The organism is Aurantiacibacter atlanticus, assembly GCF_001077815.2.
Taxonomy (GTDB): domain Bacteria; phylum Pseudomonadota; class Alphaproteobacteria; order Sphingomonadales; family Sphingomonadaceae; genus Alteraurantiacibacter; species Alteraurantiacibacter atlanticus.
The window spans coordinates 1,333,450-1,358,574 of sequence record NZ_CP011310.1; the positions used below are offsets into that span (position 1 = coordinate 1,333,450).

General features: G+C 58.6%; 25 protein-coding genes and 1 tRNA gene. 17 read left to right on the forward strand and 9 right to left on the reverse strand.

Translation table 11 applies throughout. The features are described 5' to 3' along the window. Nucleotides 1-71: 71 nt before the first annotated feature. The 8 genes from CP97_RS06385 (at nucleotide 72) to CP97_RS06420 (ending at nucleotide 7,013) form a co-directional block, all read left to right on the forward strand. Nucleotides 72-593, forward strand: a complete 522-nt coding sequence (locus CP97_RS06385; RefSeq protein WP_048885253.1) for a DUF3617 domain-containing protein — start codon at nucleotides 72-74, stop codon at nucleotides 591-593. Nucleotides 594-612: 19 nt separating this feature from the next. After that, entirely contained in the window at nucleotides 613-1,161 is a 549-nt protein-coding gene (locus tag CP97_RS06390; RefSeq protein ID WP_048885254.1) for a DUF3617 domain-containing protein, read from the forward strand. 181 nt (nucleotides 1,162-1,342) lie between these two features. After that, entirely contained in the window at nucleotides 1,343-2,026 is a 684-nt protein-coding gene (locus CP97_RS06395; RefSeq protein ID WP_227819703.1) for an esterase/lipase family protein, read from the forward strand. A 78-nt stretch (nucleotides 2,027-2,104) separates the two neighbouring features. After that, nucleotides 2,105-3,535: a circularly permuted type 2 ATP-grasp protein gene (locus CP97_RS06400; protein WP_048885255.1), complete on the forward strand. Its 1,431-nt coding sequence runs from the start codon at nucleotides 2,105-2,107 to the stop codon at nucleotides 3,533-3,535. Nucleotides 3,536-3,551: 16 nt separating this feature from the next. Beyond that, nucleotides 3,552-4,496 (forward strand): alpha-E domain-containing protein, encoded by a 945-nt coding sequence (locus tag CP97_RS06405; protein WP_048885256.1) that lies wholly within the window; start codon nucleotides 3,552-3,554, stop codon nucleotides 4,494-4,496. 18 nt (nucleotides 4,497-4,514) lie between these two features. Next, nucleotides 4,515-5,330 carry a transglutaminase family protein gene (locus CP97_RS06410; protein WP_048885257.1) on the forward strand — a complete coding sequence of 272 codons (816 nt, stop codon included), beginning with the start codon at nucleotides 4,515-4,517 and terminating at the stop codon, nucleotides 5,328-5,330. Nucleotides 5,331-5,376: 46 nt separating this feature from the next. Beyond that, the gene (locus CP97_RS06415; protein ID WP_048885258.1) at nucleotides 5,377-6,132 is read left to right on the forward strand and encodes a proteasome-type protease; all 756 of its coding nucleotides are present in this window, start codon (nucleotides 5,377-5,379) and stop codon (nucleotides 6,130-6,132) included. A gap of 191 nt (nucleotides 6,133-6,323) precedes the next feature. Continuing rightward, nucleotides 6,324-7,013, forward strand: a complete 690-nt coding sequence (locus CP97_RS06420; protein ID WP_063612382.1) for a response regulator transcription factor — start codon at nucleotides 6,324-6,326, stop codon at nucleotides 7,011-7,013. Between the two features lie 68 nt (nucleotides 7,014-7,081). On the opposite strand, the gene CP97_RS06425 is transcribed toward CP97_RS06420, so the two are convergent. Continuing rightward, nucleotides 7,082-7,777 carry an extensin-like domain-containing protein gene (locus tag CP97_RS06425; protein ID WP_048886793.1) on the reverse strand — a complete coding sequence of 232 codons (696 nt, stop codon included), beginning with the start codon at nucleotides 7,775-7,777 and terminating at the stop codon, nucleotides 7,082-7,084. Between the two features lie 161 nt (nucleotides 7,778-7,938). Here CP97_RS06425 and CP97_RS06430 point away from each other — a divergent pair, with 161 nt between their 5' ends. The 3 genes from CP97_RS06430 (at nucleotide 7,939) to CP97_RS06440 (ending at nucleotide 12,002) form a co-directional block, all read left to right on the forward strand. Continuing rightward, nucleotides 7,939-9,099, forward strand: a complete 1,161-nt coding sequence (locus tag CP97_RS06430; protein WP_048885259.1) for a phosphoserine transaminase — start codon at nucleotides 7,939-7,941, stop codon at nucleotides 9,097-9,099. 135 nt (nucleotides 9,100-9,234) lie between these two features. Continuing rightward, the gene (gene serA, locus CP97_RS06435; protein ID WP_048886794.1) at nucleotides 9,235-10,833 is read left to right on the forward strand and encodes a phosphoglycerate dehydrogenase; all 1,599 of its coding nucleotides are present in this window, start codon (nucleotides 9,235-9,237) and stop codon (nucleotides 10,831-10,833) included. Nucleotides 10,834-10,889: 56 nt separating this feature from the next. Continuing rightward, complete coding sequence (locus CP97_RS06440) at nucleotides 10,890-12,002, forward strand: ATP phosphoribosyltransferase regulatory subunit (protein ID WP_048885260.1); 1,113 nt, start codon at nucleotides 10,890-10,892, stop codon at nucleotides 12,000-12,002. Nucleotides 12,003-12,011: 9 nt separating this feature from the next. Here CP97_RS06440 and CP97_RS06445 read toward each other — a convergent pair whose 3' ends face one another. Further along, complete coding sequence (locus CP97_RS06445) at nucleotides 12,012-12,848, reverse strand: aldo/keto reductase (RefSeq protein WP_048885261.1); 837 nt, start codon at nucleotides 12,846-12,848, stop codon at nucleotides 12,012-12,014. A 321-nt stretch (nucleotides 12,849-13,169) separates the two neighbouring features. Here CP97_RS06445 and CP97_RS06450 point away from each other — a divergent pair, with 321 nt between their 5' ends. Beyond that, nucleotides 13,170-14,459, forward strand: coding sequence for an adenylosuccinate synthase (locus CP97_RS06450; protein ID WP_048885262.1), 1,290 nt, complete (start codon nucleotides 13,170-13,172; stop codon nucleotides 14,457-14,459). A gap of 89 nt (nucleotides 14,460-14,548) precedes the next feature. After that, nucleotides 14,549-15,538: a helix-turn-helix domain-containing protein gene (locus tag CP97_RS06455; RefSeq protein WP_048885263.1), complete on the forward strand. Its 990-nt coding sequence runs from the start codon at nucleotides 14,549-14,551 to the stop codon at nucleotides 15,536-15,538. 6 nt (nucleotides 15,539-15,544) lie between these two features. On the opposite strand, the gene CP97_RS06460 is transcribed toward CP97_RS06455, so the two are convergent. The 3 genes from CP97_RS06460 to CP97_RS06470 form a co-directional block, all read right to left on the reverse strand. Next, nucleotides 15,545-16,549: an asparaginase gene (locus CP97_RS06460; RefSeq protein ID WP_227819704.1), complete on the reverse strand. Its 1,005-nt coding sequence runs from the start codon at nucleotides 16,547-16,549 to the stop codon at nucleotides 15,545-15,547. Between the two features lie 114 nt (nucleotides 16,550-16,663). Next, nucleotides 16,664-16,739 (reverse strand) — tRNA-Val (locus CP97_RS06465). A gap of 282 nt (nucleotides 16,740-17,021) precedes the next feature. After that, the gene (locus CP97_RS06470) at nucleotides 17,022-17,615 is read right to left on the reverse strand and encodes a TlpA family protein disulfide reductase (RefSeq protein ID WP_227819705.1); all 594 of its coding nucleotides are present in this window, start codon (nucleotides 17,613-17,615) and stop codon (nucleotides 17,022-17,024) included. A gap of 19 nt (nucleotides 17,616-17,634) precedes the next feature. Here CP97_RS06470 and argH point away from each other — a divergent pair, with 19 nt between their 5' ends. The 4 genes from argH to CP97_RS06490 are packed head-to-tail and all read left to right on the forward strand — an operon-like array spanning nucleotide 17,635 to nucleotide 21,326. Continuing rightward, a complete protein-coding gene (gene argH / locus CP97_RS06475; protein ID WP_048885264.1) occupies nucleotides 17,635-19,011 on the forward strand; it encodes an argininosuccinate lyase in 1,377 nt (458 codons plus the stop codon). Further along, on the forward strand, nucleotides 19,008-19,253 hold the full coding sequence (locus CP97_RS06480) for a hypothetical protein (RefSeq protein WP_048885265.1): 246 nt from the start codon (nucleotides 19,008-19,010) through the stop codon (nucleotides 19,251-19,253). Before argH ends, CP97_RS06480 begins: the two co-directional genes overlap by 4 nt. 2 nt (nucleotides 19,254-19,255) lie before the next feature. After that, on the forward strand, nucleotides 19,256-20,533 hold the full coding sequence (lysA, locus tag CP97_RS06485; RefSeq protein WP_048885266.1) for a diaminopimelate decarboxylase: 1,278 nt from the start codon (nucleotides 19,256-19,258) through the stop codon (nucleotides 20,531-20,533). Nucleotides 20,534-20,537: 4 nt separating this feature from the next. Further along, on the forward strand, nucleotides 20,538-21,326 hold the full coding sequence (locus tag CP97_RS06490) for a precorrin-2 dehydrogenase/sirohydrochlorin ferrochelatase family protein (protein WP_048885267.1): 789 nt from the start codon (nucleotides 20,538-20,540) through the stop codon (nucleotides 21,324-21,326). 95 nt (nucleotides 21,327-21,421) lie between these two features. Here CP97_RS06490 and ruvX read toward each other — a convergent pair whose 3' ends face one another. From ruvX to lepB, 4 genes are read right to left on the reverse strand one after another with little or no spacing between them, the layout of a single operon-like run. Further along, nucleotides 21,422-21,916, reverse strand: coding sequence for a Holliday junction resolvase RuvX (gene ruvX / locus CP97_RS06495; RefSeq protein WP_048885268.1), 495 nt, complete (start codon nucleotides 21,914-21,916; stop codon nucleotides 21,422-21,424). Continuing rightward, nucleotides 21,895-23,106 (reverse strand): DUF3089 domain-containing protein, encoded by a 1,212-nt coding sequence (locus tag CP97_RS06500; RefSeq protein ID WP_048885269.1) that lies wholly within the window; start codon nucleotides 23,104-23,106, stop codon nucleotides 21,895-21,897. The genes ruvX and CP97_RS06500 overlap by 22 nt, the downstream gene beginning before the upstream one ends. Beyond that, nucleotides 23,099-24,244, reverse strand: coding sequence for an AI-2E family transporter (locus tag CP97_RS06505; RefSeq protein WP_048885270.1), 1,146 nt, complete (start codon nucleotides 24,242-24,244; stop codon nucleotides 23,099-23,101). The genes CP97_RS06500 and CP97_RS06505 overlap by 8 nt, the downstream gene beginning before the upstream one ends. Continuing rightward, a complete protein-coding gene (gene lepB, locus CP97_RS06510; RefSeq protein WP_048885271.1) occupies nucleotides 24,241-25,122 on the reverse strand; it encodes a signal peptidase I in 882 nt (293 codons plus the stop codon). Before lepB ends, CP97_RS06505 begins: the two co-directional genes overlap by 4 nt. Nucleotides 25,123-25,125: the final 3 nt, after the last annotated feature.

A 25,125-nucleotide genomic window follows, 5' to 3' on the forward strand; every position in this document is an offset into this window, starting at 1 on the left:
CAGGTTGGCGGGTTTAGGATTATCCCAAGACCGGCGGCCCTCTTGTGCCGCAGATTTGCTGAGGAAATGCCATGCGCCCGATCCATGCCCTGCCGCTGATTGCAGCCCTAGCGCTTGCCGCGTGCAATAATGACGACGACGAAGCCCTGACAGACGAGGATCTGGCTGGCAGCACCATTCAGGATAACGGCGCCATGCCGCAGCCGGGCGAATATGCCACCACTGTCGAATTGATTGATTTCGTCGATCCCGATCTTGATCAAGCCACCATGGCCCGCGCCCGCAGCGAATTTGAAATTGGTGCAGCCGAACCCAGCCTGTATTGCGTGACGGAGGAAACCACGCGCGAAGTGTGGCTCTCTGACATGACGGAGGCTACATGCACGCTTTCACGTTTCACGGCGGATGGAAATTCGCTGGACGGGGCGATGACATGTTCATCGGATATTGGTCTTAACGGCCCCTTGGAGATGACTGGCACCGCTGGTGGCCAGAGCGCGGATCTGCGCATGAGCTATACCATGCCGGAAGATGCTGGTGCTGGCACCGTGACCATGCGTGTGCTGTCGGAACGTATCGGCGATTGCAGTTAACCTCGAAAAGCCTTGCCCAATGAAGCGCGCTGCTTGGCAACTTGCTTCTTTGGCGCTCTTGCTGGGCGCAGCCTCTGCAGCATTTGCGGGGCAGGACGGCGCAGACATGGCCAAAAATGCGTCGGTAGCGGATGATCATTTATTTCCATGGCTGGAATTTCTCGATGCAGAACCACGCCCGGGCCTTTATCAGGTAAGGTACGGCCTGGAGAATGCTCTCATTGCGGATTTTGACCCACGCAAGAATGGCGGCCCGTCGGACCCCTCCATGGACGAAGGTGATGTTGAATTCATCTGTCTTGATGAAGACACGCAGCGGGTCGATATGTTGGAAGAATTTGCTACCGGAGGCTGCACCATGGGTGCCCTTGCCGGCGGGGCCGACGGCTTTACCGTCATGGCGCAATGCCGCGACCCGGACGGTCAGCATATGAGAATCCGCATGACCGGATCGGGTGATGCAGAACATCTGCAAACTTTATTGTCGATGACCATGCGCAGCCCAGAAAGAGGCAAAATGGCTCTTGGCATTCGGGTGGAGCTAGAGCGGGTCGGCGAATGTGAATAGGTTTCTCAATTGAGTTAAACTCTTCACGCCCTGACGAATTGCCCAGCCAAGCCGTTTCATATAATTATCAGTCATGGATGCTGCATCCCCCCAATCAGAGCATGTCCTGGCGCGTTTACGTCAGTCTGTGCGAGCAGGCGTGTTTGCGCTGGCTAGGCGCCTTCGGCTGCTGCGCGGAACAATGCCGGACAACGCCCATGCGCCGCCGTTGCGACTGCTGTTTGCAGAACTTGGCGTTGTGGCAGAGCCGGTGCGCCGCCGCTTGCGACCGCCCATACCTATCGAACCTGCGATTCATCCGCGTATCGTGATCCTGCTGCCCGGATTCGGCACCGGACCGGATCGGATGCGCTATCTGGCACAGCAGCTTGAGCGGGCGGGTCACACGGTGAAACGCTGGGGCATGGGCCATAATCTGGGCCCTACCCCAGAAACGCTGGAAGTGCTCTCGCAAAGAATCCGCGAGGTGCATGAACGGTATGGTGAGAAAGTGGTGCTGGTCGGGTGGAGCCTTGGCGGCGTGTTCGCCCGCGAAGTGGCCAAGGTCAGTCCTGAATTTATCGCCAAGGTTATTACCATGGGATCCCCGTTTAGCCACACACCCTATTCCAACAATGTCTGGCGTCCCTATCAGCTTGTGGCGGGCCACCCGGTGGAAAAGCCGCCGATCGAAGCCCAGCTGGGCGTAAAGCCGCCGGTTGAAACGGTAGCATTCTGGAGCCCGCGGGACGGTGTAATTTCGCGCCGGGCCGCATGCGGTGCGCCCGGTGAAAGGGACCGCGCTGTTGCGCTGCGCTGCTCTCACCTCACCTTTCCGACCGCTTCTGATTGCATATTGGCGCTTGTGCGGGAACTTGAAAGCTGACTAACCTTTGTAACAACAGACGCGGCGCAATAGCGCGAGGGGTTATTTTCTTATCGTGTCACATCAACAAAGGGTTTCATGAGCGCGTCCGATAAGACGAATTTCGATGAGATGCATGCGCCCGATGGTTCGGTGCGCAATGCGTATGACAGCTATCAGGAATGGCTTTCCGGCCAGGATGAAGGCTGGATGCGGCGCAAGAACTTTGAGGCGGAAAGCTTCTTCCGCCGCACTGGCATTACCTTCAATGTTTATGGTGAGGACGATGCCGAGGAGCGGCTGATCCCGTTTGACATGGTGCCGCGCATCATCACGGGCGCTGAATGGCGCAGGCTTTCCAAGGGTATCGAACAGCGCGTGCGGGCTTTGAACGCCTTCATGCATGATCTGTATCACCGGCAGGAGATCATCCGGGCGGGCCGACTGCCAGAGCGGTTGTTCCGACATAACAAGGCATGGTTGCCGCAGATGGTCGGCTTCACCCCGCCGGGCGGGGTTTACACCCACATCACCGGCATCGACCTTGTGCGCACCGGCCCTGATGATTTCCTGGTGCTGGAAGACAATGCCCGCACCCCCAGCGGTGTTTCCTATATGCTGGAAAACCGCGAAACGATGATGGCGATGTTCCCTGAACTGTTCAGCAAGGTGAAGGTGTGCCCCGTTTCCGATTATCCCCGCCGTCTGGCGAAAAGCCTGGCGGCCTGCGCGCCACCGAATGTGGACGGCCCGCCCACGATTGCGGTGCTGACTCCGGGTATTTTCAATTCGGCTTATTACGAACACGCTTTTCTGGCGGACCAGATGGGCGCCGAGCTTGTCGAAGGTAGTGATCTTCGGGTCGTCAACGGCAAGGTCCAGATGCGCACCACGATGGGCTTCAAGCCGGTGGATGTCCTCTATCGTCGGGTCGATGACGAATATCTGGACCCGCTGACCTTCAATCCCGACAGTATGCTGGGTGTGCCCGGTATCATGGATGTTTACCGCGCGGGCGGCATCACCATCGCCAATGCGCCCGGCACTGGCGTTTGCGATGACAAGGCAATCTATTCCTTCATGCCGGAGATCGTTGAATTCTACACTGGCGAAAAGGCGTTGTTGCCCAATGTCGAGACATGGCGTTGCGCAGATCCGGACTCCCTCAAATATGTGCTCGAAAATTTGAACGAACTGGTCGTTAAGGAAGTCCACGGTTCGGGCGGCTACGGCATGCTGATAGGGCCCACCGCAACCAAGAAGGACTTGCAGCAATTCCGCGCGAAGCTGAAATCCAATCCTGATAATTATATAGCTCAGCCAACACTGTCCTTGTCCACCTGTCCGATCTTTACCCGCAAGGGGCTGGCGCCGCGGCATGTCGATTTACGGCCATTCGTGCTGTCATCGCCTGAAGGCGTGGATATCACGCCTGGCGGATTGACGCGGGTCGCCCTGAAGCGCGGATCGCTTGTGGTGAATTCCAGCCAGGGCGGTGGCACCAAGGACAGCTGGGTGCTGGAAGACTGATGGTGGAGCAACGCATATGTTAGGCCGCGTCGCAAATGGCATCTTCTGGATGTACCGCTATCTCGAACGGGCAGAAAATACTGCACGTCTTCTGGCGGCTGGGCAGCGCATGGCGCTGACGCGCGGCGATGATCATGCAGTGCAGGAATGGCGGTCTATCGTGACGACGCTGGGGCTGCGCAAATATTTCGAGCAGGATAGCGGCGAATATGATGTCGCCCATGTCTGCGATTTCGTATTGCGATCGAAGAGCAATCCCGAAAGCGTTCTGGCGATGACAGAGCGGGCTCGCACGAATGCGCGGATTTGCCGTTCGGCCATCACGCTGGAAGTGTGGGAAGCCGTCAATGAAGGCTGGATGGCACTTCGCGAGTTACTTGCAAAGCCGGTGCGCGAAAGCAATCTCAACCCGATCCTCGGCGCGATCCGTCGTGAAAGTTCCCTGGCGCGCGGGGCGACCCACGGCTCCATGCTGCGCAACGAAGCCTATTGGTTTTCTCGTCTGGGCACTTTTCTTGAGCGTGCTGACAGCACGGCGCGTATCCTCGACGTGAAATATTACCTGCTGCTGCCATCGCTTTCCTATGTCGGAACTCCGCTCGACAGCGGGCAATGGGATAGTGTTCTGCGCTCGCTGTCTGGTGACAGGGCCTATCGCTGGCTCAATGCCGGAAGGATGGATGCCCGCTCCATCGCCGATTTCCTGATCCTTGATGAACGCTTTCCGCGCAGCCTGACCTATTGCTATGCTACGGTACGGCAAAACCTCGATGAGCTTGCCCGTCTGCACGGTAGCGAAAGCACATCGCATGAAATGATGCGCGCGGCCGATCTCGGGCTTACCAACAAGACGGTCGAGAATATATTCGATCAGGGCCTACACCAGTTTCTGCTCGATTTTATCGCCAGCAATCAAAAAGTCGCCGGCGCCATCGCTGAAGATTACCGTTTCACCTCTTAAAGGAGAGGATTACAGACTATGCGCCTCTCAATCCGCCACACCACGCGCTATCGCTTCACTGAACCTGTCTCCTACGGGGTCCAGCGGTTGCGGCTGACGCCCAAGGAAACGCAAGGGCAGAAGATACTCGAATGGGACATGGAATATGAGGGCGCGCACGAGGAACTGGTCTATGATGATCAGAACTTCAATCACACGACCTTCATCTCCGTAGAAGAAGGCGCGCAGGATGTTGTCGTCACGTGCAAGGGCCGCGTCGATACAGAGGACCAGGCCGGCGTCATCGGACAACATGCCGGACATTTGCCGCTATGGGCTTTTCTGGGGCAGACTCCGCTGACCAAACCCGGTCCCAAAATCAGGTCGTTGATTGGTAAGGTGGAACGCAGCGAAAGCATGGTCGATACCCTCCACAATCTCAGCAATGTCATCCGTGACCATGTCGAATATGGCGTAGGCACGAGCGGGGTTTCAACCACGGCAGAGGAGGCGGCGATCAATGCCTCAGGCGTTTGTCAGGACCATGCGCATATTTTTATCGCGGCTGCGCGCAGCCTGGAAATACCGTCTCGTTATGTAAGCGGTTATCTTATGATGAATGATCGCATTGAGCAGGAGGCCACCCACGCATGGGCAGAGGCCTATGTGCAGGGGCTGGGCTGGGTCGGCTTCGACATTTCCAACGGCATCAGCCCCGATCCACGGTATGTCCGTGTTGCAACGGGTCGTGATTACAGCGATGCAGCGCCGGTAACAGCCATATCTTTCGGTGCCCAGACTGCGGACCTTGATGTAAATCTTGCTGTCGAACAGCAGATCATGGGGCAGCAGTGATACGCCTTGCACGTATCTGAACTTTTCGCAGTTTTAGAGGAAATACATGACTTATTGCGTTGGGATGGTTCTGGACAAGGGCCTCGTTTTGATGAGCGATACGCGAACCAATTCGGGTGTCGACAACATTTCTGTTTTTCGCAAGATGTTCACCTGGACGGTCCCGGGAGAGCGGATCATATCGGTGATGACGGCGGGCAACCTTGCCACGACGCAGGCGGTCATCAGCCAATTGCAGGAACGCACAAAGGCACCCGAAGAACGCCAGCACGGATTGCTGGAACTGCCGACCATGTTTCAGGTGGCCGTGGAAACAGGCAAGCTGCTGCGCGAGGTCATCAGTGCCACCCAAACCGATAATGGCACGCGCGGTAAAGGTCGCTTCACGGCATCAATCATCCTTGCCGGCCAGATCAAGGGCATGGAGCCACGCCTGTTCATGATCTATCCGGAAGGTAATTTCATTGAAGCCAGCTTCGACACTCCATTTTTCCAGATTGGCGAGACGAAATATGGCCGGCCGATCATCCTGCGCGGTTATGAAAGAACGATGAGCTTTGAGGATGCAGCAAAATTGCTGATGGTGAGCTTCGATTCAACCTTGAAGGCCAATCTGTCAGTTGGCCTTCCGCTGGATCTCATGGTGATCGAACGCGATACATTTGCCCCGCTGCATGAACGGCGGATCGAACACAGTGACCCCTATTTCGATGCGATTTCGAACAGTTGGAGCGAGGCATTGCGAAGCGCCTTTCATTCGCTCCCGGATTATAGCTTTTACCAACCGGATGAAACTACCTAGTCGCGCGGTCCGATCGGACCGGAAAGTTCCGATCAGAATTATCCCGTAGCTGCATCGCGGATAAATGGTCCGATCCGGTGATAACTTTTTCGCGGTTTCCTGCCATTCCTCGGGAAAGGGGCGGCGCAATAGGTGGACTTCCGTAGTAATACGGAATGTAAAATGCACGATCCTCAGCCAGTACCAGTTTCATGGAAAAACGTATTACGATACATATTGTCGGCGGCGACAGCCGCTCGCGCGCGTTACAATCGCGCCTCGCCCTTTCCATGGGTTGTCATGCGGAAGTTTATTCGGACCTGATCGAATTGCTTGACCGTCCGCCGCAGGATGGCGTTATCATTGCATCGGATGTCGTCATTGAAGACGGCATCGGAGCGCTTCTGGAAAAACTTGCCGATCACGGGATCTGGATACCGCTGGTAGCGGCGCGTGAAGAGCCGAGTCTGGAAGAGGTCGTTCACGCAGTTCAGGCGGGGGCGCTCGATTTCCTGACCTTGCCCCTTACCGAGGGAGAACTGCGCCGGATGATCGCGCATTACCATTCAGATTCGGGCCAACATGCCGAAGCGCGCCGCCGGCTGATCGATGCCCGCAATCGCATAAATGAATTGTCTCGGCGCGAGCGCGAAGTGCTGGATTGGTTATCCGAAGGGCGCTCGAACAAGGCCATTGCGCGCGAACTCGATATCAGTCCGCGTACGGTAGAAATTCATCGCGCCAACATGATGGAAAAGCTTGGTGCCAACCATGCAGCCGATGCTGTGCGCATGCGCATGGATGCAGCATTGCGGGACCCAGTGGCCAAAACCCGCGAGGTGGTGCCCGGCCTGCATACCGACGTCAGTTCTGCGCCATCGCCGACGGCTACGTCGGGCTGATCCGGCCCCAGCACAGACTTACAGAGTTTCCCCCCGGAAAGGCGGCCCAGCGATGGGTCGCCTTTTCGCTATCGACAATAGGACGAGCCGCTGCTGACACCTTCAACGTGGAAGTGATCACGGTGGGCCGCATTGTAATCCGGCCCCAGAACAGTGCCGAAGCGAAGACAGGCGCTGCGTTGCACGGTGCGCAGGAATTCACGCTCCTTGCTGGAACCATTCCAGCCCGAATGCACGCTGATCCGCGTTCCGTCAGACAGAACAAATCCACCGACATCAATGGCATCAGCACTGGCATGGGCTGAACGCCGTCCAGTGCCCGCGACATTACGGCATGAATAGCTTCCCATCGTCTGGATGGACTGGATCGGCACACCGAAAACCTGCCGCGCCGCACGATCAACACCATATCGTGCCCATGCCGCAAAGGCTGTGCTGACAGGGCAGGTGACCGGCCCCAGATTGCCAACTTCAAACCGGCCGTAATCACCCTGCAAGGCATGCATCTGCACCGTGTTGAGCGTGCTGCAACCGTGATCGGCATAGCGATCCGGCAAGGCATCGAACTGTGCACCAGCGGCGCCAAGCTGGGCCAGGCATTGCGCTTCGGCACCACGCCGAACGATTGGCGCTGAATTGCTGATGCGCGATGAGGAGGCTGTATTGCGCGAATCATGGCTATCGCGCTGGGGACTGCCATTCGGAAGGACCGAACAGCCCGCCAAGGCGAGAGTGCCAAGTCCAAGGGTAAGGGCACGTTTCATCACGATTTTCATGACGCTAACATGCTTAACATCATCCTAATGCGTGCGCCAGCAGGGCAAGGTTTCACAAGTAATGATTGACTCCTTCGCACTCATCTCTAGTGGCCGCTGCGGGCCACGCGGTCCCAACGCCGCGCGAGCTCTCTGCAAGGAGAGAATACATGACTGCACAACCTACCCTCCGTCCGGAGCGTCCTTTTTTTTCGTCCGGACCTACCTGCAAGCCGCCCGGCTGGTCGCCAGACAAGCTCGACATCAAAAGCCTCGGCCGCTCGCATCGCTCCAAATATGCCAAGGGTCGCCTGAAATATGCGATTGACCTGACACGTGAACTGCTCGGCGTGCCTGACGATTATCTCGTCGGTATTATGCCCGGTTCCGATACTGGCGCGCTTGAATGCGCGATGTGGACCATGCTGGGCGCTCGCCCTGCCACGATCGCTGCGTGGGAAAGCTTTGGCAATGTCTGGATCCAGGATGCAGTCAAACAGCTCAAGCTGCCCGATCTTCAGGTGCTGGATGCCGATTATGGCGAGATACCCGACCTTTCGCAGATCCCGCAGGAAAACGATGTCGTTTTCACCTGGAACGGCACGACAAGCGGCGCGAAAATTCCGAATACGGATTGGCTCGCGCATGATCGTACCGGTATTACGATAAATGATGCCACCAGCGCCGTTTTCGCGATGGAAATGGACTGGGCCAAGCTCGATGCCACTACTTTCAGCTGGCAGAAGGTGCTTGGCGGTGAAGCGCAGCATGGCATGCTCATCCTCAGTCCCAAGGCGGTTGAGCGGATCGAAAGCTATAATCCAAGCTGGCCGCTGCCCAAGCTGTTCCGCCTGAAAAAGGGCGACAAACTGAATGTTTCAATCTTCGAAGGCGCGACAATCAACACGCCTTCCATGCTGGCGACCGAAGATTACATTTTCGCGCTGGAATGGGTGAAATCCATCGGCGGACGCCAGGCCATGTTCGACCGCGCCGATGCCAATGCCAAGATCGTCAAGGACTGGATAGAGGCTACCCCGTGGCTGCGCAACATGGTTCCCGATCCTGCCAAGCAGACCAATACCGGCGTGTGCATGGTATTTCAGGGGGACTGGATCGAAAGCCTTTCTGCCGAAGATCAGGCAGTCGTGCCCAAGAAAATCGCTTCCAAGCTGGAAGAGATGGATATCGGCTATGACTTTAATGGCTATCGCGATGCCCCTCCGGGCCTGCGCATCTGGTGCGGCGGTTCGCTGGAGTCAGAGGATATCTCTCGTCTGCTGCCGTGGATCGAATGGGCTTATGAAGAGCTCAAGGCCGGCAATCGGTGATGCCAGCGCCCTTGCCTTGGGAAAGGTGAGGGGCAGGAGGGGGCTGACCCTTCGATATTCCAAACAAACGACAAGGCTGGGTGAGACTGATATTCTCTCCGGCCTCTCCTCCCAAAGCGGGAGATGGAGCAAATCATGACCAAGCCAAAAGTCCTTATTTCCGACAAGATGGACCCGAATGCCGCCCGTATTTTTGAAGAGCGCGGCTGCGATGTGGATGTCATCACCGGCGAGACACCCGAACAGTTGATCGCGCGTATCGGCGAATATGATGGCCTTGCCATTCGTTCTTCCACCACGGTGACAGATGAAATTCTTGCCGCGGCAACCAATCTCAAGGTGATCGGTCGCGCCGGTATCGGGGTCGACAATGTCGATATTCCCAAAGCTTCCGCGCGCGGCGTAGTGGTGATGAATACGCCATTCGGCAATTCGATCACGACTGCTGAACACGCCATTGCGATGTTGCTGGCACTTGCCCGCCAGATCCCTGAAGCCAACACCCGCACCCAGGCGGGAGAATGGCCCAAGAAGGATTTCATGGGTGTCGAAGTTACCGGCAAGACTTTGGGCCTCATCGGGGCGGGTAATATTGGCGCAATCGTGGCCAGCCGCGCCCAGGGCCTGCGCATGAAAGTCATCGCCTACGATCCGTTTCTCACGCCTGACAGGGCTGTTGAGCTGGGCGTCGAAAAGGTCGATCTGGGCATGCTGGTGCAGCGCGCCGATTTTATCACTTTGCACACGCCGCTGACTGACGAGACACGCAATATTTTGAACCGCGAACGGCTGGAGCAGTGCAAGCCGGGCGTGCGCATCGTCAATTGTGCGCGTGGCGGGTTGATTGACGAACTGGCGCTGAAGGATCTGCTCGATTCCGACCACATCGCCGGCGCCGCGCTGGATGTATTCGCGAAGGAGCCGCCAGCCGCCGATCACCCGCTATTCGGCACGCCGGGTTTCATCTGCACACCGCATCTGGGTGCTTCCACGACAGAGGCGCAAGTCAATGTCGCGCTGCAGGTGGCAGAGCAGATGGCGGATTACCTCGTCGATGGCGGCGTGACCAATGCGCTGAACGTGCCATCGCTCTCAGCCGAGGAGGCACCCCGTCTGCGCCCGTATATCGCGCTGGGCGAGAAGCTGGGTTCGCTGGTCGGGCAGCTTGAAGGGCCGGATGTCAATTCGCTCACCATCGAGGTTGAGGGGGCTGCTGCCGAATTGAACATGAAGCCGATCACCGCTGCCGTGCTTGCGGGCATGATGCGCAGCTGGTCTGACAGCATCAACATGGTCAATGCGCCCATCCTCGCCAAGGAGCGCGGTCTGGATGTCCGCGAAGTGCGCCACGGCAGGGAAGGCAATTATCACACGCTGCTGCGCGTCACCGCGACCACCGGAACGCGCAAGCGCGAAGTTGCCGGAAGCCTGTTTGGCGGGTCGGAAATGCGGCTGGTGGAAATTGCGGGCACGCGGATCGAAACCGATCTGGACGGCCACATGATCTACGTTGTCAACGAAGATGCGCCGGGCTTCATCGGTCGGCTTGGTTCGACGCTGGGCGAAGCTGGCGTCAACATCGGCAACTTCCACCTTGGTCGCCGCCTGCCCGATCGCCACCGCGGCGGCGATGCTGTGTTGCTGTTGACGCTGGACCAGCGACCCACGCCCGAAGTGCTCGACGCGATCTGCGAGCTTGAAGGCGTCAAAAAGGTAAAGGCATTGAGCTTTTGATCATTGCGCCATCCCGGCTTCCACCGGGATGGCCAATTGTCTAGGAAGCCCCAGCTATGACCGATCCTACCCAAGACCTGTTGCCCGAAGGGCTGGAAGACCGCCTGCCGCAAAGTGCGGCCGCAGCCGCGCGTATTCAGCGCGCCATGCTCGATGTGATGCGCAGCCATGGATATGACCGGGTCAATCCGCCGCTGATCGAATTTGAACAATCGATGGCGAGGCGGATGGATGGGGTGCGCACGCGCAATCTCTTCCGCTTTGTCGATCCGCGCAGCCTTCGCTCGCTCGCACTGCGCAGTGACATTACGGTTCAGGTAGGGCGCATTGCCGCGACCGGGCTTGCCAACGCGCCGCGTCCCATGCGGCTTGCCTATGCAGGGCAGGTCGCGCGTATCACAGGAGACATGCTCGATCCGCGGCGGGAAAATTTGCAGATTGGTGCCGAGCTTATCGGAAGCGATAGCGTAGCTGCGGCAGCCGAAGTGGTGGAAGTGGCTATTGCTGCGCTGGAGGCGGCGGGAGCAGGACGTATTTCAGTCGATTTCACGCTGCCTGATCTTGTCGACACACTGGCTGACGGGCCGCTACCGCTCGATGCTGAAACGCGCGCGGCTGTCCGGCGTGAACTCGATACCAAGGATGCTGGCGGGCTGGTAGAGGCAGGCGGCAGTGCCTACCTGCCATTGCTTTATGCGACCGGGCCGTTTCCGCAAGCTGCTGAGAAACTTGCCGCGATTGACGGTGCCGGTGTGCTGGACAGTCGCATCCACGCACTGCGCCAGATCGCCGAACGGGTGCAGGGCCGCGCGCGGCTGACGCTCGATCCGTCGGAACGCCATGGTTTCGAATATCAAAGCTGGTTTGGTTTCACCCTCTATGCCGAAGGCGTGCGCGGAGCGCTGGGCCGTGGCGGCACCTATCGCATTGGTGGCACTGATGAAGCCGCGACAGGCTTCTCGCTTTACCCTGATGATCTGGTAGAGATGGTCAAAGCGAAAGAAACGATGGGCAGGCGCCTGTTCCTGCCCATCGGCCATGATCGCACTGCCGCCAATGAAATGCGCGCAGATGGCTGGCGCACAGTGGCAGCACTGACAGATGCTGATGACGGCAAGGTGCTCGGCTGCACTCACGCATTGTTGGATGGTGAGATACAGCCGCTTTAGTCGGTATGTTCAGCAGAAATTGCCGGGGTCTGGTCCAATTCTGCCTTGCGGATCATCCAGCGCATCGATGGACGCGATCTGCGCGTCTGTCAGCGTCAGTTCCAGTGCTTTGAAATTGTCTTCCATATGGTTCTTGCTGGCTGCCTTGGGTATCGGAGCCAGCCCATGATGCAGATGCCACGCAAGAACCACGGTCGCAGGCGCGCTGCCGGTTTCCTCGGCAATTTTGCGAACCGCATCTGTTTCCATACCTGCACCTTGGCCAAGCGGCGACCATGATTGCGTAATGATGTTCATGTCCTTGTGAACACGCCGCAATTCACGCTGTTGGAAAGCGGGGTGCAATTCGATTTGGTTGAGCACGGGAACAACGCCCGTTTCATCCACAATACGCTTCAGATCTTCCTCGCGGAAATTGGAAACGCCGATGGATTTGGTCAGCCCGGCGTCGCGCAATTCAATCAGGGCCTTCCAGGTGTCCACGAACTTGCCCTGATCGGGGCAGGGCCAGTGGATTAGCAACAAATCGACATGGTCGCGGCCTAGCCGTTCAAGAGCCTCGCGCGCGGCCTCCTTTGTTCTGTCATAGCCCTGGTCGGGATTGCCGATTTTGGTCTGAAGGAAAACATCGTTCTGTTCGCCAACGCCGCGCCCAACGCCGTCTTCGTTGCAATAGAATGATGCGGTGTCGATCAGCCAATACCCCGTCTTGATAGCCTGATCCACGGCCTTTGCAGCCGTATCCGGATCCATGTTGAATGTGCCATATCCCAATTGGGGGATCTGCCGTCCGTCATTCATGGACAGGGTGGGATTGTGTTCGCGCTGCGATGCAGTTTCAATCATTGGTGTCTCCTATCTCTATGTAATGGCACCGGGTGTCCGGTGGTTCCCGACAAGCGCGCATAGCAGTCCACAGATGGGAAAAATATCCGCGTAAGAACACGTTCAACTGGTGGAGTTGCCTGATCTTCGGGATCACCGAGCCAGCGATTGGTCACGGCATGTCCCGCGCAACATCACTATCTCTTCCCCCGGTCTGACGCTGGATTTATCCATGCATCGGCCCTCCAGCCAATCGCAAAGTGTCGTACATCGCTTGCTCTTATATGCGCCATTGAATAGGGCCGCGCGCGGTGCGCAGCACAAGCTTGGAAGGCAGGAAATTTGGCCAGTGTAACGGTAATTGGTGCCCAATGGGGCGATGAGGGCAAGGGCAAGATTGTCGATTGGCTGGCGAGCCGTGCCGATGCGGTGGTACGCTTTCAGGGCGGCCACAATGCAGGCCATACGCTGGTTGTGGGTGACCAGACCTACAAGCTCAGCCTGCTGCCCAGCGGTATCGTCACAGGCACGCTAAGCCTTATCGGCAATGGCGTGGTGCTGGACCCGTGGGCGCTACGCGATGAAATTGCCCGGCTTGAGGCGCAGGGTGTCTCTATTTCACCGGAAAACTTTGGCATTGCGGATAACTGTCCGCTGATCCTGCCGCTTCATCGTGATCTGGATGGTCTGCGCGAAACCGCAGCGGGGAAGGGCAAAATCGGCACGACCGGGCGCGGCATTGGCCCCGCATATGAAGACAAGGTCGGCCGCCGCGCAATTCGCGTTTGCGACCTTGCACATCTCGATGCGATTGAACCTCAGCTCGACAGGCTGTGCGCCCATCATGATGCGCTGCGTGCAGGTTTTGGCCAGAATCCCGTCGACCGCGCGGGACTGCTTGATGAGTTGCGCGAAATAGCGCCTTTCGTGCAGCAATTTGCGCAGCCGGTGTGGAAGCGTTTGAATGAAGTGAAGAAGGCTGGCGCCAAAATCCTGTTCGAAGGCGCGCAAGGCGTGTTGCTCGATGTTGATCATGGGACCTATCCCTTCGTGACCAGCTCCAACACCGTCAGCGGCACTGTGGCTTCGGGCAGCGGGCTTGGCCCCAATGCGGCGGGTTTCGTGCTAGGAATCGTCAAAGCCTATACGACGCGCGTGGGCAGCGGGCCCTTCCCGACAGAGCTGGAGGACGAAGTAGGCCAGAAGCTGGGCGAACGCGGCCATGAATTCGGCACCGTTACCTCGCGCAAGCGTCGGTGCGGCTGGTTTGATGCGGTGCTGGTCCGCCAGACCTGCGCGCTGTCCGGCGTTACCGGCATCGCGTTGACCAAAATCGACGTGCTCGACGGGTTCGACACCATCCGCATCTGCACCGGCTATAAACTGGGTGATCAGATGCTGGATTACCTGCCTGCCCATACGGCAGAGCAGGCCGCAGTAGAGCCGATTTATGAGGAATTCGAAGGTTGGGAAGGCACCACAGTGGGCGCCCGCAGCTGGGCCGAACTGCCTGCGCAGGCGATCAAATATATCCGTCGGATCGAAGAGCTGATCGAATGCCCCGTAGCCAGTGTCTCCACCAGTCCAGAGCGTGATGATACGATCCTCGTCCGGGATCCATTTGCCGATTGATGCTTAACGCGGTTCCTTGACACGATCTCGCTTTGTTCTCATGTGTTCACGACCTAAAGGCTTGGTGCGACTCGGGGAAATATTTGGACATGACGCAGGTCGATTTCATTTATGAAGTAGCTGCCCATGGTGCGGGCCTGCCGCTTACCGTTTCGATTTTTGCAGATTGCAGCAACTTGCGCGGTGATCTGGAAGATGACGTGGCTGCCGCAGGCCTGACGTTGCGCGAAAGCGGTAATCTCAACCAGCTTTTTGCCGGGGATGTGCGCCCCCTTGGCAAATTGGTGGTGGTAGATTGCCCCCAGCCTGATGCATTGGCAATGGCAACCCTGTCACGGCTGGATAGCCGGGCGGTCAAATTGGGCGCGCGACTGGTGGTTTCGACCAGCCTGGAATCGCTCGATGCGGTCTTCGGCTGTTGCGCGCAATCCAAGCCCCAAATTCTCGTGGACCCGCCGCGTGTGGAGCGGATCATTGCGTTGGGGCGCATGCTGGCAGAGGTGCCTTCTTTGCGTCTGCGTGAACTTTCGGAAGATGATCGTCTTACCCTCCTGCGGCTGACAGAGCAGGTGGGTCATATTGCAGAGCGGCTGGACAAAATGGACACGCATGGGAGCGTAGGGCAGCAATCAGCAGCCGGGGCATTCCGCTTTGAAAGCCCTTCGGACAGCTATCGCACCGAAGATAATACTGGCACGGGCGAGGCACTGATTCGCAAACCACGCCCGGCGCTGCCCGATGCACGGCTGGTGCGTCAGATTATCCGCCAGCGCAGAACGCGGGCGAAGTTCCTTGATGGCGATCTGTTCGCCGATCCCGCCTGGGACATGCTGCTCGATCTGACAGCTGCACGGGTTGAATATATGCGCGTTTCGGTAACATCCTTGTGTATCGCATCGGGCGTGCCGCCAACGACAGCGCTTCGCTGGATCAATCAAATGGTTGATGTGGGCCTGCTGGACCGCGTGGAAGACGATGCCGATCGCCGTCGTGCCTTTATTGAATTGAGCGACAAAGCGGCTGACGCAATGGCGCGCTACTTTGCCGAAATAGGGCAGGACACAATGGCGCTTTCTTGAAACGCCCTAGCGTTTGTCGAAGGCGGCCTGGGCTTCGTCCATTGAGGTGACGCCGTTGGCGATGAGCAATTGCAGCAGGATGCGGGCCTTGGCCGGACCCAACGCACGTGCCGCGATGAAGCCGTTGCTGTCATCCTCCGGTTCGCGGTGAACTAGGCCATCATCAGCCCGTGTGGCGCGGACCACAGGAATGCCTTGTCGAACGGCATCTGCCAGCGCTTCACGCACTGCATCAGGCGAATTTCCGGCACCCATTCCAGCAAGAACAATACCTTGCGCACCGCCTGCCACAGCTTGAGTCACACACGCAGCTTCCATGCCAGCAAAGGCATGCAGGATCGGCACAATCGGAAAGCTGTTGGGAAAGGCGAAGCGGGCAGGCTCCGCCACGCGCCATGGCGGGGCAAGCCAGTCGAGCCATACAGGTGTCGCCAACCCAATCGGTCCGCGCGGGAAACCCTTGAAGGCGTTGGTTCCGGCGGTGTGTGCCTTGCGGGCATCGCGCGCGGACAGAACATGTTCGCCCATCACTACCAATACGCCGCGTCCTGACGCATCTGCATGCGCGGCGACCTGCACCGCATTGGCGAAATTGCGCAAGCCATCGCTGCCAACGGCATCGGCTGGCCGCATTGCGCCTACCAGAACGATTGGCTTGGATGTCGGCAGGGTCTGGTCGAGAAGAAAGCCCGTTTCCTCTGCCGTGTCTGTCCCGTGGGTGACGATCACGCCGCCATAGGCCGGATCATCAATCGCCGCGGAAATCTGCTGGTGCAGACTCGTCCAAAGTTCCGGCCCGATATTCGCTGAATCAATGTTGGCGACCTGCCGTCCTTCGAGCTGTGCATCAAGGCCAAGCCTGCTGAATTCGTCCAGAAAATCCGCGATATCGATCTGGCCGGGGCGATAATCTGGCCGCGTGGCAGATCCTGCCTGTCCGGCAATGGTTCCGCCAGTGGCGAGGACGAGTATGCGAGCCTGATCCATCTTGTGCCGATAGCGCGGCAGCATCGCCAAGGCCAGTACCGCAAACGCCCTGCGCTGAATGGTCGCGGGCTAGCCAATCTCAATCGCGATGTCGAAGGGAGCTAGGGGCACTGCTTCCGCGAATCGACATTGGCTGCCTGGTGGGCGGTGACGGTCTCGAACCGCCGACCCTCTCGGTGTAAACGAGATGCTCTACCAACTGAGCTAACCGCCCACGATGCGGCAAGAGCGTCGAAATAGCGGCCTTTCGCGCCGGGTCAATAGTTCGTTGTGTTCATGCCCTGCACAATGACGCTTGTGACGCAGCAGCATTAGGCAGCATCAAGCACGATTGGGATGACAAGGCGCCGCCAGAATATCGCCATTGCAGGATGCGGCATTGCCGGATTGGCGGCGCTGCTGCTTCATCGGTAAAGCTGTGGCCGCAGTTAAAGGCGCATCTCGTCGCCGGACTTGCGGGCTCAGGGCCGGATCGTCTGGCTCTTGCTTTGCCCGATTATTCGGCACTGGCAGAAATCGCCTCAAGCACTTCCTCCCGTGCGGAGGCACTGGACCAGTCATATGCTCCGATCACGCGCCAGACCTCATTCCCTTCCGCATCATAGAGAATGGTCAGAGGAAGCACTGCGCCGCCGCCGTATGAAAAGGCAAGATCGTTTTGCTGATCCATCCAGCGCGGCAGATTGGGGAGGTCGCGCGCATCAAAAAACGGTACGACAACGTCGGCACCGCGCAAGTCCTCGCTCACTGTCAGGACCTGCACCTCGTTTCCGAGGTCCGCCGCCAGATCATCAAGCAGCGGCATCTCGATCACGCAGGGCGCGCACCATGTGGCCCACAAATTAAGCAGCACCGGCTCTTCTAGCGCGGCAAGATCGAGTGAATTGCCCTCGGGATCGATCAGGGTGACCTGCGGTATTGGCTCCCCTGCAAAACTGCGGTCGAGCATGCCGGTCAATGCAGAAGTTTCGCTTGTCGCCTCACTATCCGCCTTTTCTTGCGCCGCGTCCTCGGCGCCGTTATCGCATCCCGCCAACAGGCTGGCTGCAATACAAGCAGCAGCAAGAGACGAAAGGCGTATTTTGGCCACGGATAAATCCTCGAATGCAATGTGGGGCGGCAGGTTTGCAGAAGGACCTAGCGCGATCATGCGCGAAATCAACGCTTCGATACCGTTCGACAAGGCTCTGTGGCGACAGGACATAGCGGCAAGCAAGGCGCATGTCGCCATGCTGGCTGCCTGCGACATCGTCAGCGATGATGATGCCGGAACAATTATTGGCGGGCTGGAAACAATCGCCAGTGAATATGACACGGATGGCGTGCCAGAGGACTGGGACCTTGAAGACATCCACATGACGACAGAGGCGCGACTGGCCGAACTGGTCGGGCCAGTGGCGGGGCGCCTGCACACGGCGCGCAGCCGCAATGATCAGGTGGCGACCGATTTTCGACTGTGGGTGCGCGATACCTGCGATGCCATGATTGACGGGCTCAAGGGCCTGCAACGCGCGCTGGTCAGCCGCGCTGGCGAGCATGCGGCATCAATCATGCCGGGCTTCACCCATTTGCAAACAGCACAGCCGGTGACGATGGGTCATCATCTGATGGCTTATTACGAGATGGCCGCACGCGATATCTCGCGGTTGGAAGATGCGCGGCGGCGGCTGAACCAATGCCCGCTGGGCAGTGCCGCATTGGCGGGGACAGGCTTCCCGATAGACCGGGAAATGACTGCACAGGCGCTTGGCTTTGATGTTCCGACGGCCAACAGCCTCGATTCGGTGTCGGATCGCGATTTCGCCCTCGATTTTCTGGGCGCTGCCAGCCAGTGCGCACTGCATTTGTCTCGGCTGGCAGAAGAGATGGTGATCTGGGCGAGTCAGCCCTTCGGATTTATCCGCATGCCCGATACGCTTTCTACCGGCAGTTCGATCATGCCGCAGAAGAAAAATCCCGATGCTGCAGAGCTGGTGCGCGGTCATACAGGCAGGATTGTGGGTTGTCAGATGTCATTGATGATGACGATGAAAGGCCTGCCGCTTGCGTATTCCAAGGACATGCAGGACGATAAACCGCCGGTCTTCGAAGCCGCGCACCTGCTCCAGCTGTGCATCGCAGCAATGACAGGTATGGTGGATGGTGCAGAGTTCCGCACCGGGCGCATGCGCGAAGCTGCTGAACTCGGCTATGCCACCGCGACCGATCTCGCCGACTGGCTGGTGCGAGAGGCGGACATTCCGTTCCGCGAAGCGCATCATATCACTGGTGCCGCGGTAAAGCTGGCCGAGAGCCGTGGCCAATCGCTTGAGGCGTTGTCACTCGATGATCTCACCGCGATTGATGCGCGGATCGACGAGCGTGTGTATAGGGCGCTTTCGGTGGAGGCATCGGTGGCTGCCCGCAATTCTCACGGCGGCACCGCGCCCGATGAAGTCAACAAGCGCGTGGCAGAGGCGCGCAAAGCTCTGGGGATGAAGGAATGAAGGCCCGCTCAACGCTTGCTCTTGCTGCTATCTTGACACTGGGCGCATGCGGACAGAAAGAGGATTTGCAGCCTCTCGCCGGTGAGATGCTGCCTCCTGCGCCCTATGGCGCGACGCAGCCGCTTGATGCCGAACAGCTTCTTGCGCTTGAACCACAGGCCGCGCCGGAACGCAGTGTGGAATTGCGCAGGGAAAGCGAAGAGCGCGATGACGATCCTTTTGATCTCCCCCCGGAAGTCTGACCTTGAACCATTTTAGCATCAAGGACGGCGAACTTCACGCCGAAGACATTCCCCTTTCGCGTATCGCGGAAGAGGTTGGAACGCCTGTCTATGTCTATTCGCGCGCCACGTTGGAACGTCACGCCCGCGTATTTCACGAGGCGCTGGAGCCGGTCGCCGCGCAGAGTGGGCGTGAATCATTGGTCGCATTCGCAGTTAAGGCCAATCCCAACCTGGCAGTCCTGAAAATCTTGAGTCGCGAAGGGTGCGGGGCAGATGTGGTTTCAGGCGGAGAACTGGTGCGCGCCCTTACTGCAGGCATGCCTGCGGAAAAGATCGTGTTTTCGGGCGTCGGCAAGACCCGGGCGGAACTGGAACTGGGCCTCGAAAAACATATCGGTCAATTCAATATCGAATCCTCTGAAGAAGGGCGTGAACTGGCCGAACTGGCCGAGGCGAAAGGGCAATTGGCGCAGGCTACCTTGCGTATCAATCCCGATGTTGATGCCAAGACGCATGAGAAAATTTCTACTGGCCGCGCCGAAAACAAATTCGGCATCCCATTGGTCCGCGCGCGCGAAGTCTTTGCGGAACTGGCGGGCCTTCCAGGACTGAACCTGCGCGGCGTGTCGGTGCATATCGGCAGTCAATTGCTCGATCTCGCTCCGCTCGAAACGGCTTTCGCCAAGGTTGGGCAATTGGTGGCAGACCTGCGGGCAGACGGGCACCAGATCACTCATGTCGATCTGGGCGGCGGGCTTGGCGTGCCTTACAAGGACGGCGAAAATCCGCCCTCTCCGGCAGAATATGGCGCAATGGTCGCGCGAGTCACGCAGGGCTGGGATGTTCATCTGACGTTTGAGCCGGGGCGGGTTATTGCTGGCAATGCCGGTATCCTCCTGACCCGCATTGTGCGGGTGAAGCGTGGCGGAAACGGGCCGCCCTTCGTTATCGTCGATGCCGCGATGAACGATCTTGCCCGGCCCGCTTTATACGGGGCATGGCATGATTTCGACGCAGTGAGGCCCACGGGTGAACGGATGACGGCAAACATCGTCGGCCCAATCTGTGAAACGGGCGATACCTTCGCCAGCGACCGCGAATGCGATGCTCTGCAATCTGGCGATCTCGCCGTATTCCGCACCGCAGGGGCCTATGGTGCGACCATGGCTTCCAGCTATAATTCACGCGGTTTTGTACCTGAAGTGCTGGTGGACAAGGATCAATTTGCCGTGGTGGCAGATCGCATTCCCGCTGATGCCATCATGGATGCAGAACGCGTTCCCGATTTCCTGATGTGAGCCGATGAAATCTCTGCCGCTCTTCCACCAGATCGCCGGTCAGCCGGTTATCGTGCTGGGGGAGGGCGAGCTAGCGGAGCCTAAGCGCCGGCTTGTCGAACGGGCTGGGGCGAAGGTTATCACCGAAATGCAGCAAGGCGTGGACGAAGGCGCACGGATTGCCTTTGTCGCCCATGACGATGGCGCCATGTGCGAAGCCGATGCGATAAGGCTGCGTTGCGCTGGCTTGCTTGTTAATGTCGTCGACCGGCCGGACCTGTGCGATTTCACCACACCCAGTATTCTTGACCGCGATCCGGTATTGGTCGCGGTGGGCACTGGCGGGGCGTCAGCGGGGCTAGCGAAGCAATTGCGGTTGCGGCTGGAAAAACTGCTGCCCGCCAATCTTGGAGAACTTGCACAAAATCTGTTCAATGCGCGTGCGACCATCCGCGCAGCTTTTCCGACGATGCCCGATCGCCGTCGCGCGCTTGATGAAGCACTGGGCGAAGGTGGCGCGCTCGATCCGCTGGCCGAGGGGAGCGCTGCGGAGATTGACCGATGGCTTAGCAAGGGTGCCGCTGTTGCAGCGAGGCAGTTACACGATTTCACCCTTCGCAGTGCCGATCCCGAAGACCTTACCTTGCGACAGGCGCGCCTTCTGGGGAGCGCCGATGCGGTGATCGCCGAGGCGGCTATTCCCGCTACCATTCTCGACCGCGCCCGTGCCGATGCCATGCGCCTCACACTGCCGCATGATGGCGAATTGCCAGATGGGCTGGTGGTCATCCTGCGCGCGCATCAGGCGGACTAAACACGTTCTCAGCGTCAGTGGCGGCGAGACGATCCTACCGGTGGCTGTCGGATGGCGCGAATTGGAATTAAACTGAAAACCCCGTGCGAGTCGCGCTAGAACACTCCGCCTGCTAGCCGGTCTATGGCACCTTGCAGGATGACCGCAGCCGCATGGCTGTCAATCCGCTCTGCCCGCTTGGCGCGGCTGAAATCCTGCGCGATCAGATCGCGTTCGGCGCTGGTTGTGGACCAGCGTTCGTCCCATAGCAGAACCGGCAGGCCCAGCACCGCCAGATTGCGGGCGAAGGATCGGCTCGCCTGCGCGCGCGGGCCAGCCGATCCATCCATATTGAGCGGCAGGCCGAGAACAAGGCCTGCTACGCTGCGCGCCTGGCAGATGGCCCCAAGCGCCTCCTTATCGCGCCCAAATTTTCCCTTGGGGAGCGTTTTAGCTGCTGTTGCAAAGCTCCATTGGGCATCGCACAGCGCCGTGCCAATAGTCTTGGTGCCAAGATCCAATCCCAATAGCACACCGCCATCGGGCAGCGCTTCACGATAGGCGATCGCATCCTCGGTGATGAGGGGGCTCAGCTGTTCGCTTGCTGCCATGCGCCTACCCGCCGCACGACATCCTGCTGCAAATTCTTCCAGAACAGCGGAATATCGTAAACGTGATAATTATTGCCGGGCAGCACATACTGGCCAAGATCTGGCGGATCGCCGATCAACAACAGACCCCTTTCGCTGCAACGCGCTGGCACCGCTCCGGCGACCAGCTCGCCCGAGCTCAAATCATCATTCGGAATCAGTGAACCGGAATTGCGGCCTGCCGGTGCTTCGCCGCTTATGGTGCCTGTCAGGGGATTGACGCACAGAATCGGGCTTTCTCCGCGTGGTTCCCCGTCGGAACCCGGCAAAGTGGTATACCGGTGCAAGAATTGGCCCGGACCAGGTGGCTCGGCAAAACTTGCCCAGCTTACGATACAGCTGGATTGATCCGGAGTCGCACAGGCTGGAAAGCCAAGACTTGGCAAATCATGTTCGATGGAGATCGGCCAGCCAATTGGATAGGCCATAACGACCCGCGATTGCAGCTCTGTTCCCGCCACACGATCCTGCAACAGCCGCATTATCATCAGGCCGCCCTGGCTATGCCCAGCAAGCACAATGGGCATATCCGCAGGGACAGAATCGAGGAAAAGATCGAAGGCTGCGTCAACGTCTTCATAGGCGGCATCAATCGCCTGGCTGGCTTCTGGCAGGTCCGTGATGAAGGCGCCAAAGGTGGCCTGGCGATAGCGCGGTGCCCAAATCTCGCTCGCCCGATTGAACGCGCTGGCAAGCCCGCGGACAAGCAGCCGGGCACGGTTCTGCGATTCTTCGTCATCAAGCGGGGCGTTCCACCTGCGTGGATCAAAATAGCTTGTGGGATGCACGAAGAAAACTGCGAAACGCGGTGTCTCTATGTCCACTGGTGTGGAGGTGGGCGAAGGTGCTGGAGAAGGCGTTGATGTAATGTCCGATTGCTGTTCCAGCTCCTCCTCTGCGGGTGTTTCCGGCCCTTCATCGGCGAAGGCAGGCTGCCAGCGGGCCGGATCGTTCTGCACGCCCTTGCCTGGGCGGCTGAACCACATGTCCGGATCCAGATAGGCATTGGTTTCGAGCGGATCCTGCTTCACAAATTCGCTGCTGGGCACCAGTGCAACCTCAGACAGCTCCTCGCCGAACATACGCAGCGCGAAAAGCACGGCCAAGACAAGGACGATGAGGATGACGATGATATAGAGAAACTTACGCAAGGCTTTCTTCCGTCCCTTCGGTGGATTGCGGCGCTGATGCAGTATTGGCGGCCTCGTCCTCTGCGTCATTGGCGCGAGAGCGCTCTTCCAGTCCAACCTTGATCATGGCCAGAAGCGGATCAGCCAGAAACAGGCCAAGAATGCCGAACAATATGCCCATGATCAGCTGCATCGAAAGGACCAGTGCAGGCGCCAGATCCACCGTCTTGCGCGCGATCATCGGAACGATGATGTAACCATCGATATTCTGGACGAGGAAATAGACCACAATGGTGTAAATGCCCATCTGCGAACCACCGGAGAAACCCACCAGCACCATGAGCACGCCCGATACAACAGCGCCAATATTGGGCACGAAGGCGAGAAGTCCTGTGAGAACCGCCAGCAGCGCAGCCATCGGGATCACATCACCTGTCACGAAACCATAGCCGATCAGCATTATATAGGTGAACACGCCTTCCACCGCCATGCCGACCAGCCGACCAGCCATCAGGCGGCGCATGGTGAAGCCCATGCGGCTGGCTACATGGTAGAATTCTTCACGCTGCCCGCGCGGGAGCATCCACGCCACGCCGCGTTCGTAAAGGCGTGGCTCCAGCACCACATAAATGCCGATGATGATGATCAGCACCAGCGTAGTCAGTCCGCCAACCAGGCCGCCCAATGCGCGGGTGACCGTCCCAAACCCGCTGGCAGCCTGATTGGCCATGCTTTGCATCATTTCCATGTCGACCTGCAGACCCTGTGCGCGAAGCCATGCGAACAGCTTGCTCGTCTCTTCCTGCACGATGCCAGGAAATGCCGCTGCTTCGCGCGTGATCTGGGAGCCGGCAAACATGGTCAGCCAGGCAAGGAATGCCACTGCGGACAATAGGACAATGCTGATCCGCCAATTGCGCCCGATAGGTATCCAGCGCCCCAGCAATCGTGCTCCGCCATCTACCATTGTGGCAAAAACCATCGCCCCGAATATGACCAGCAGGCTTTGAGAGATATAGACCGCGAGGATGATCAGGCCAATGACTGTCGTCCAGATCAGCGCCCGGGCCGCTTCGAAGCGCAGGGCGGGCGTTGAAATTCGCGCAGGACTGGCGCCGATGTGATACGGTTGCTCATTGGTGTCGCTGGCTTGGCTCACTGGACCATTCCTTCAGATGTTACATGGCGCATTTCAGGCCGCAGGCTGGTCCATGCGCGCCCGCCGCGCAAAGCTCCCCACCAGGTCAGCGGGTTCCAGCTGGCCGATCCGTCGAGCGAAAATGTGATAATTTCCGCGCGACCGCCAATGCTGGTGAGCGGGACGGGGCCACCAAGACCGCGATTGAATGCCTCTGCGCGGCTATCCGCCGAATGGTCGCGATTGTCACCCATCAGAAAAACATGGCCGTCCGGCACTTCGACCGGAGCCATGTTGTCGAGCCGTTGGTCGAAATGATCAATGATAAGGTAGCTGGCACCATTGGGCAGCGTTTCGCGATAGGTCGGAGGCTCGAACACCTGCGTGCCGTCTTCCAGCGTGACGCGATATTGTCCGAACACATCGAGGCACTGACGCATTTCACTATAAGCGCTGGCGCAGAGATTATCGTCATCCGCCGCCAGCTGAACCGCCGGCTCAATCTGCTGCGGCACTGTCTCTCCATTGAGGATGATCTGCCCGTTCCTCATCGCAATGGTATCGCCCGGCAATGCAACAACGCGCTTGATGTAATCTTCATTGCTGACTGGCGGCACGGCAATTACCACGTCGCCATATTCTGGTGTGGCGGGCGCAATGCGCCAATCATCGCGCGGAAAAACATGGAAGCTGGCCGAAACCCAGCTCCAGCCATAGGGATATTTGCTCACGATCAGCCTGTCACCTACCAGCAGGCCGGGGACCATGCTGGCGCTGGGAATATAAAACGGCTTGGCGATGAAAGTGTGAAACGCCAGCACCGCCAGCAGCATCAGCAGTAATCCGCGCATTTCGGAAAACCAGTTGATCTTCGCAGGTTTGGTTTCGTCATCGCTCATGGC

What these genes read in the sequence shown, in the direction of transcription:
- serA (WP_048886794.1), top strand. Translation starts at nt 9,235, where the DNA reads ATGACCAAGCCAAAAGTCCTTATTTCCGACAAGATGGACCCGAATGCC.
- CP97_RS06455 (WP_048885263.1), top strand. Translation starts at nt 14,549, where the DNA reads ATGACGCAGGTCGATTTCATTTATGAAGTAGCTGCCCATGGTGCGGGC.
- CP97_RS06445 (WP_048885261.1), bottom strand. Translation starts at nt 12,848, where the DNA reads ATGATTGAAACTGCATCGCAGCGCGAACACAATCCCACCCTGTCCATG.
- CP97_RS06390 (WP_048885254.1), top strand. Translation starts at nt 613, where the DNA reads ATGAAGCGCGCTGCTTGGCAACTTGCTTCTTTGGCGCTCTTGCTGGGC.
- CP97_RS06405 (WP_048885256.1), top strand. Translation starts at nt 3,552, where the DNA reads ATGTTAGGCCGCGTCGCAAATGGCATCTTCTGGATGTACCGCTATCTC.
- CP97_RS06490 (WP_048885267.1), top strand. Translation starts at nt 20,538, where the DNA reads ATGAAATCTCTGCCGCTCTTCCACCAGATCGCCGGTCAGCCGGTTATC.
- CP97_RS06430 (WP_048885259.1), top strand. Translation starts at nt 7,939, where the DNA reads ATGACTGCACAACCTACCCTCCGTCCGGAGCGTCCTTTTTTTTCGTCC.
- CP97_RS06420 (WP_063612382.1), top strand. Translation starts at nt 6,324, where the DNA reads ATGGAAAAACGTATTACGATACATATTGTCGGCGGCGACAGCCGCTCG.
- CP97_RS06480 (WP_048885265.1), top strand. Translation starts at nt 19,008, where the DNA reads ATGAAGGCCCGCTCAACGCTTGCTCTTGCTGCTATCTTGACACTGGGC.
- argH (WP_048885264.1), top strand. Translation starts at nt 17,635, where the DNA reads ATGTGGGGCGGCAGGTTTGCAGAAGGACCTAGCGCGATCATGCGCGAA.
- CP97_RS06415 (WP_048885258.1), top strand. Translation starts at nt 5,377, where the DNA reads ATGACTTATTGCGTTGGGATGGTTCTGGACAAGGGCCTCGTTTTGATG.
- CP97_RS06425 (WP_048886793.1), bottom strand. Translation starts at nt 7,777, where the DNA reads ATGAAACGTGCCCTTACCCTTGGACTTGGCACTCTCGCCTTGGCGGGC.
- CP97_RS06400 (WP_048885255.1), top strand. Translation starts at nt 2,105, where the DNA reads ATGAGCGCGTCCGATAAGACGAATTTCGATGAGATGCATGCGCCCGAT.
- ruvX (WP_048885268.1), bottom strand. Translation starts at nt 21,916, where the DNA reads ATGGCAGCAAGCGAACAGCTGAGCCCCCTCATCACCGAGGATGCGATC.
- CP97_RS06395 (WP_227819703.1), top strand. Translation starts at nt 1,343, where the DNA reads ATGCCGGACAACGCCCATGCGCCGCCGTTGCGACTGCTGTTTGCAGAA.
- CP97_RS06410 (WP_048885257.1), top strand. Translation starts at nt 4,515, where the DNA reads ATGCGCCTCTCAATCCGCCACACCACGCGCTATCGCTTCACTGAACCT.
- CP97_RS06440 (WP_048885260.1), top strand. Translation starts at nt 10,890, where the DNA reads ATGACCGATCCTACCCAAGACCTGTTGCCCGAAGGGCTGGAAGACCGC.
- CP97_RS06460 (WP_227819704.1), bottom strand. Translation starts at nt 16,549, where the DNA reads ATGCTGCCGCGCTATCGGCACAAGATGGATCAGGCTCGCATACTCGTC.
- lepB (WP_048885271.1), bottom strand. Translation starts at nt 25,122, where the DNA reads ATGAGCGATGACGAAACCAAACCTGCGAAGATCAACTGGTTTTCCGAA.
- CP97_RS06385 (WP_048885253.1), top strand. Translation starts at nt 72, where the DNA reads ATGCGCCCGATCCATGCCCTGCCGCTGATTGCAGCCCTAGCGCTTGCC.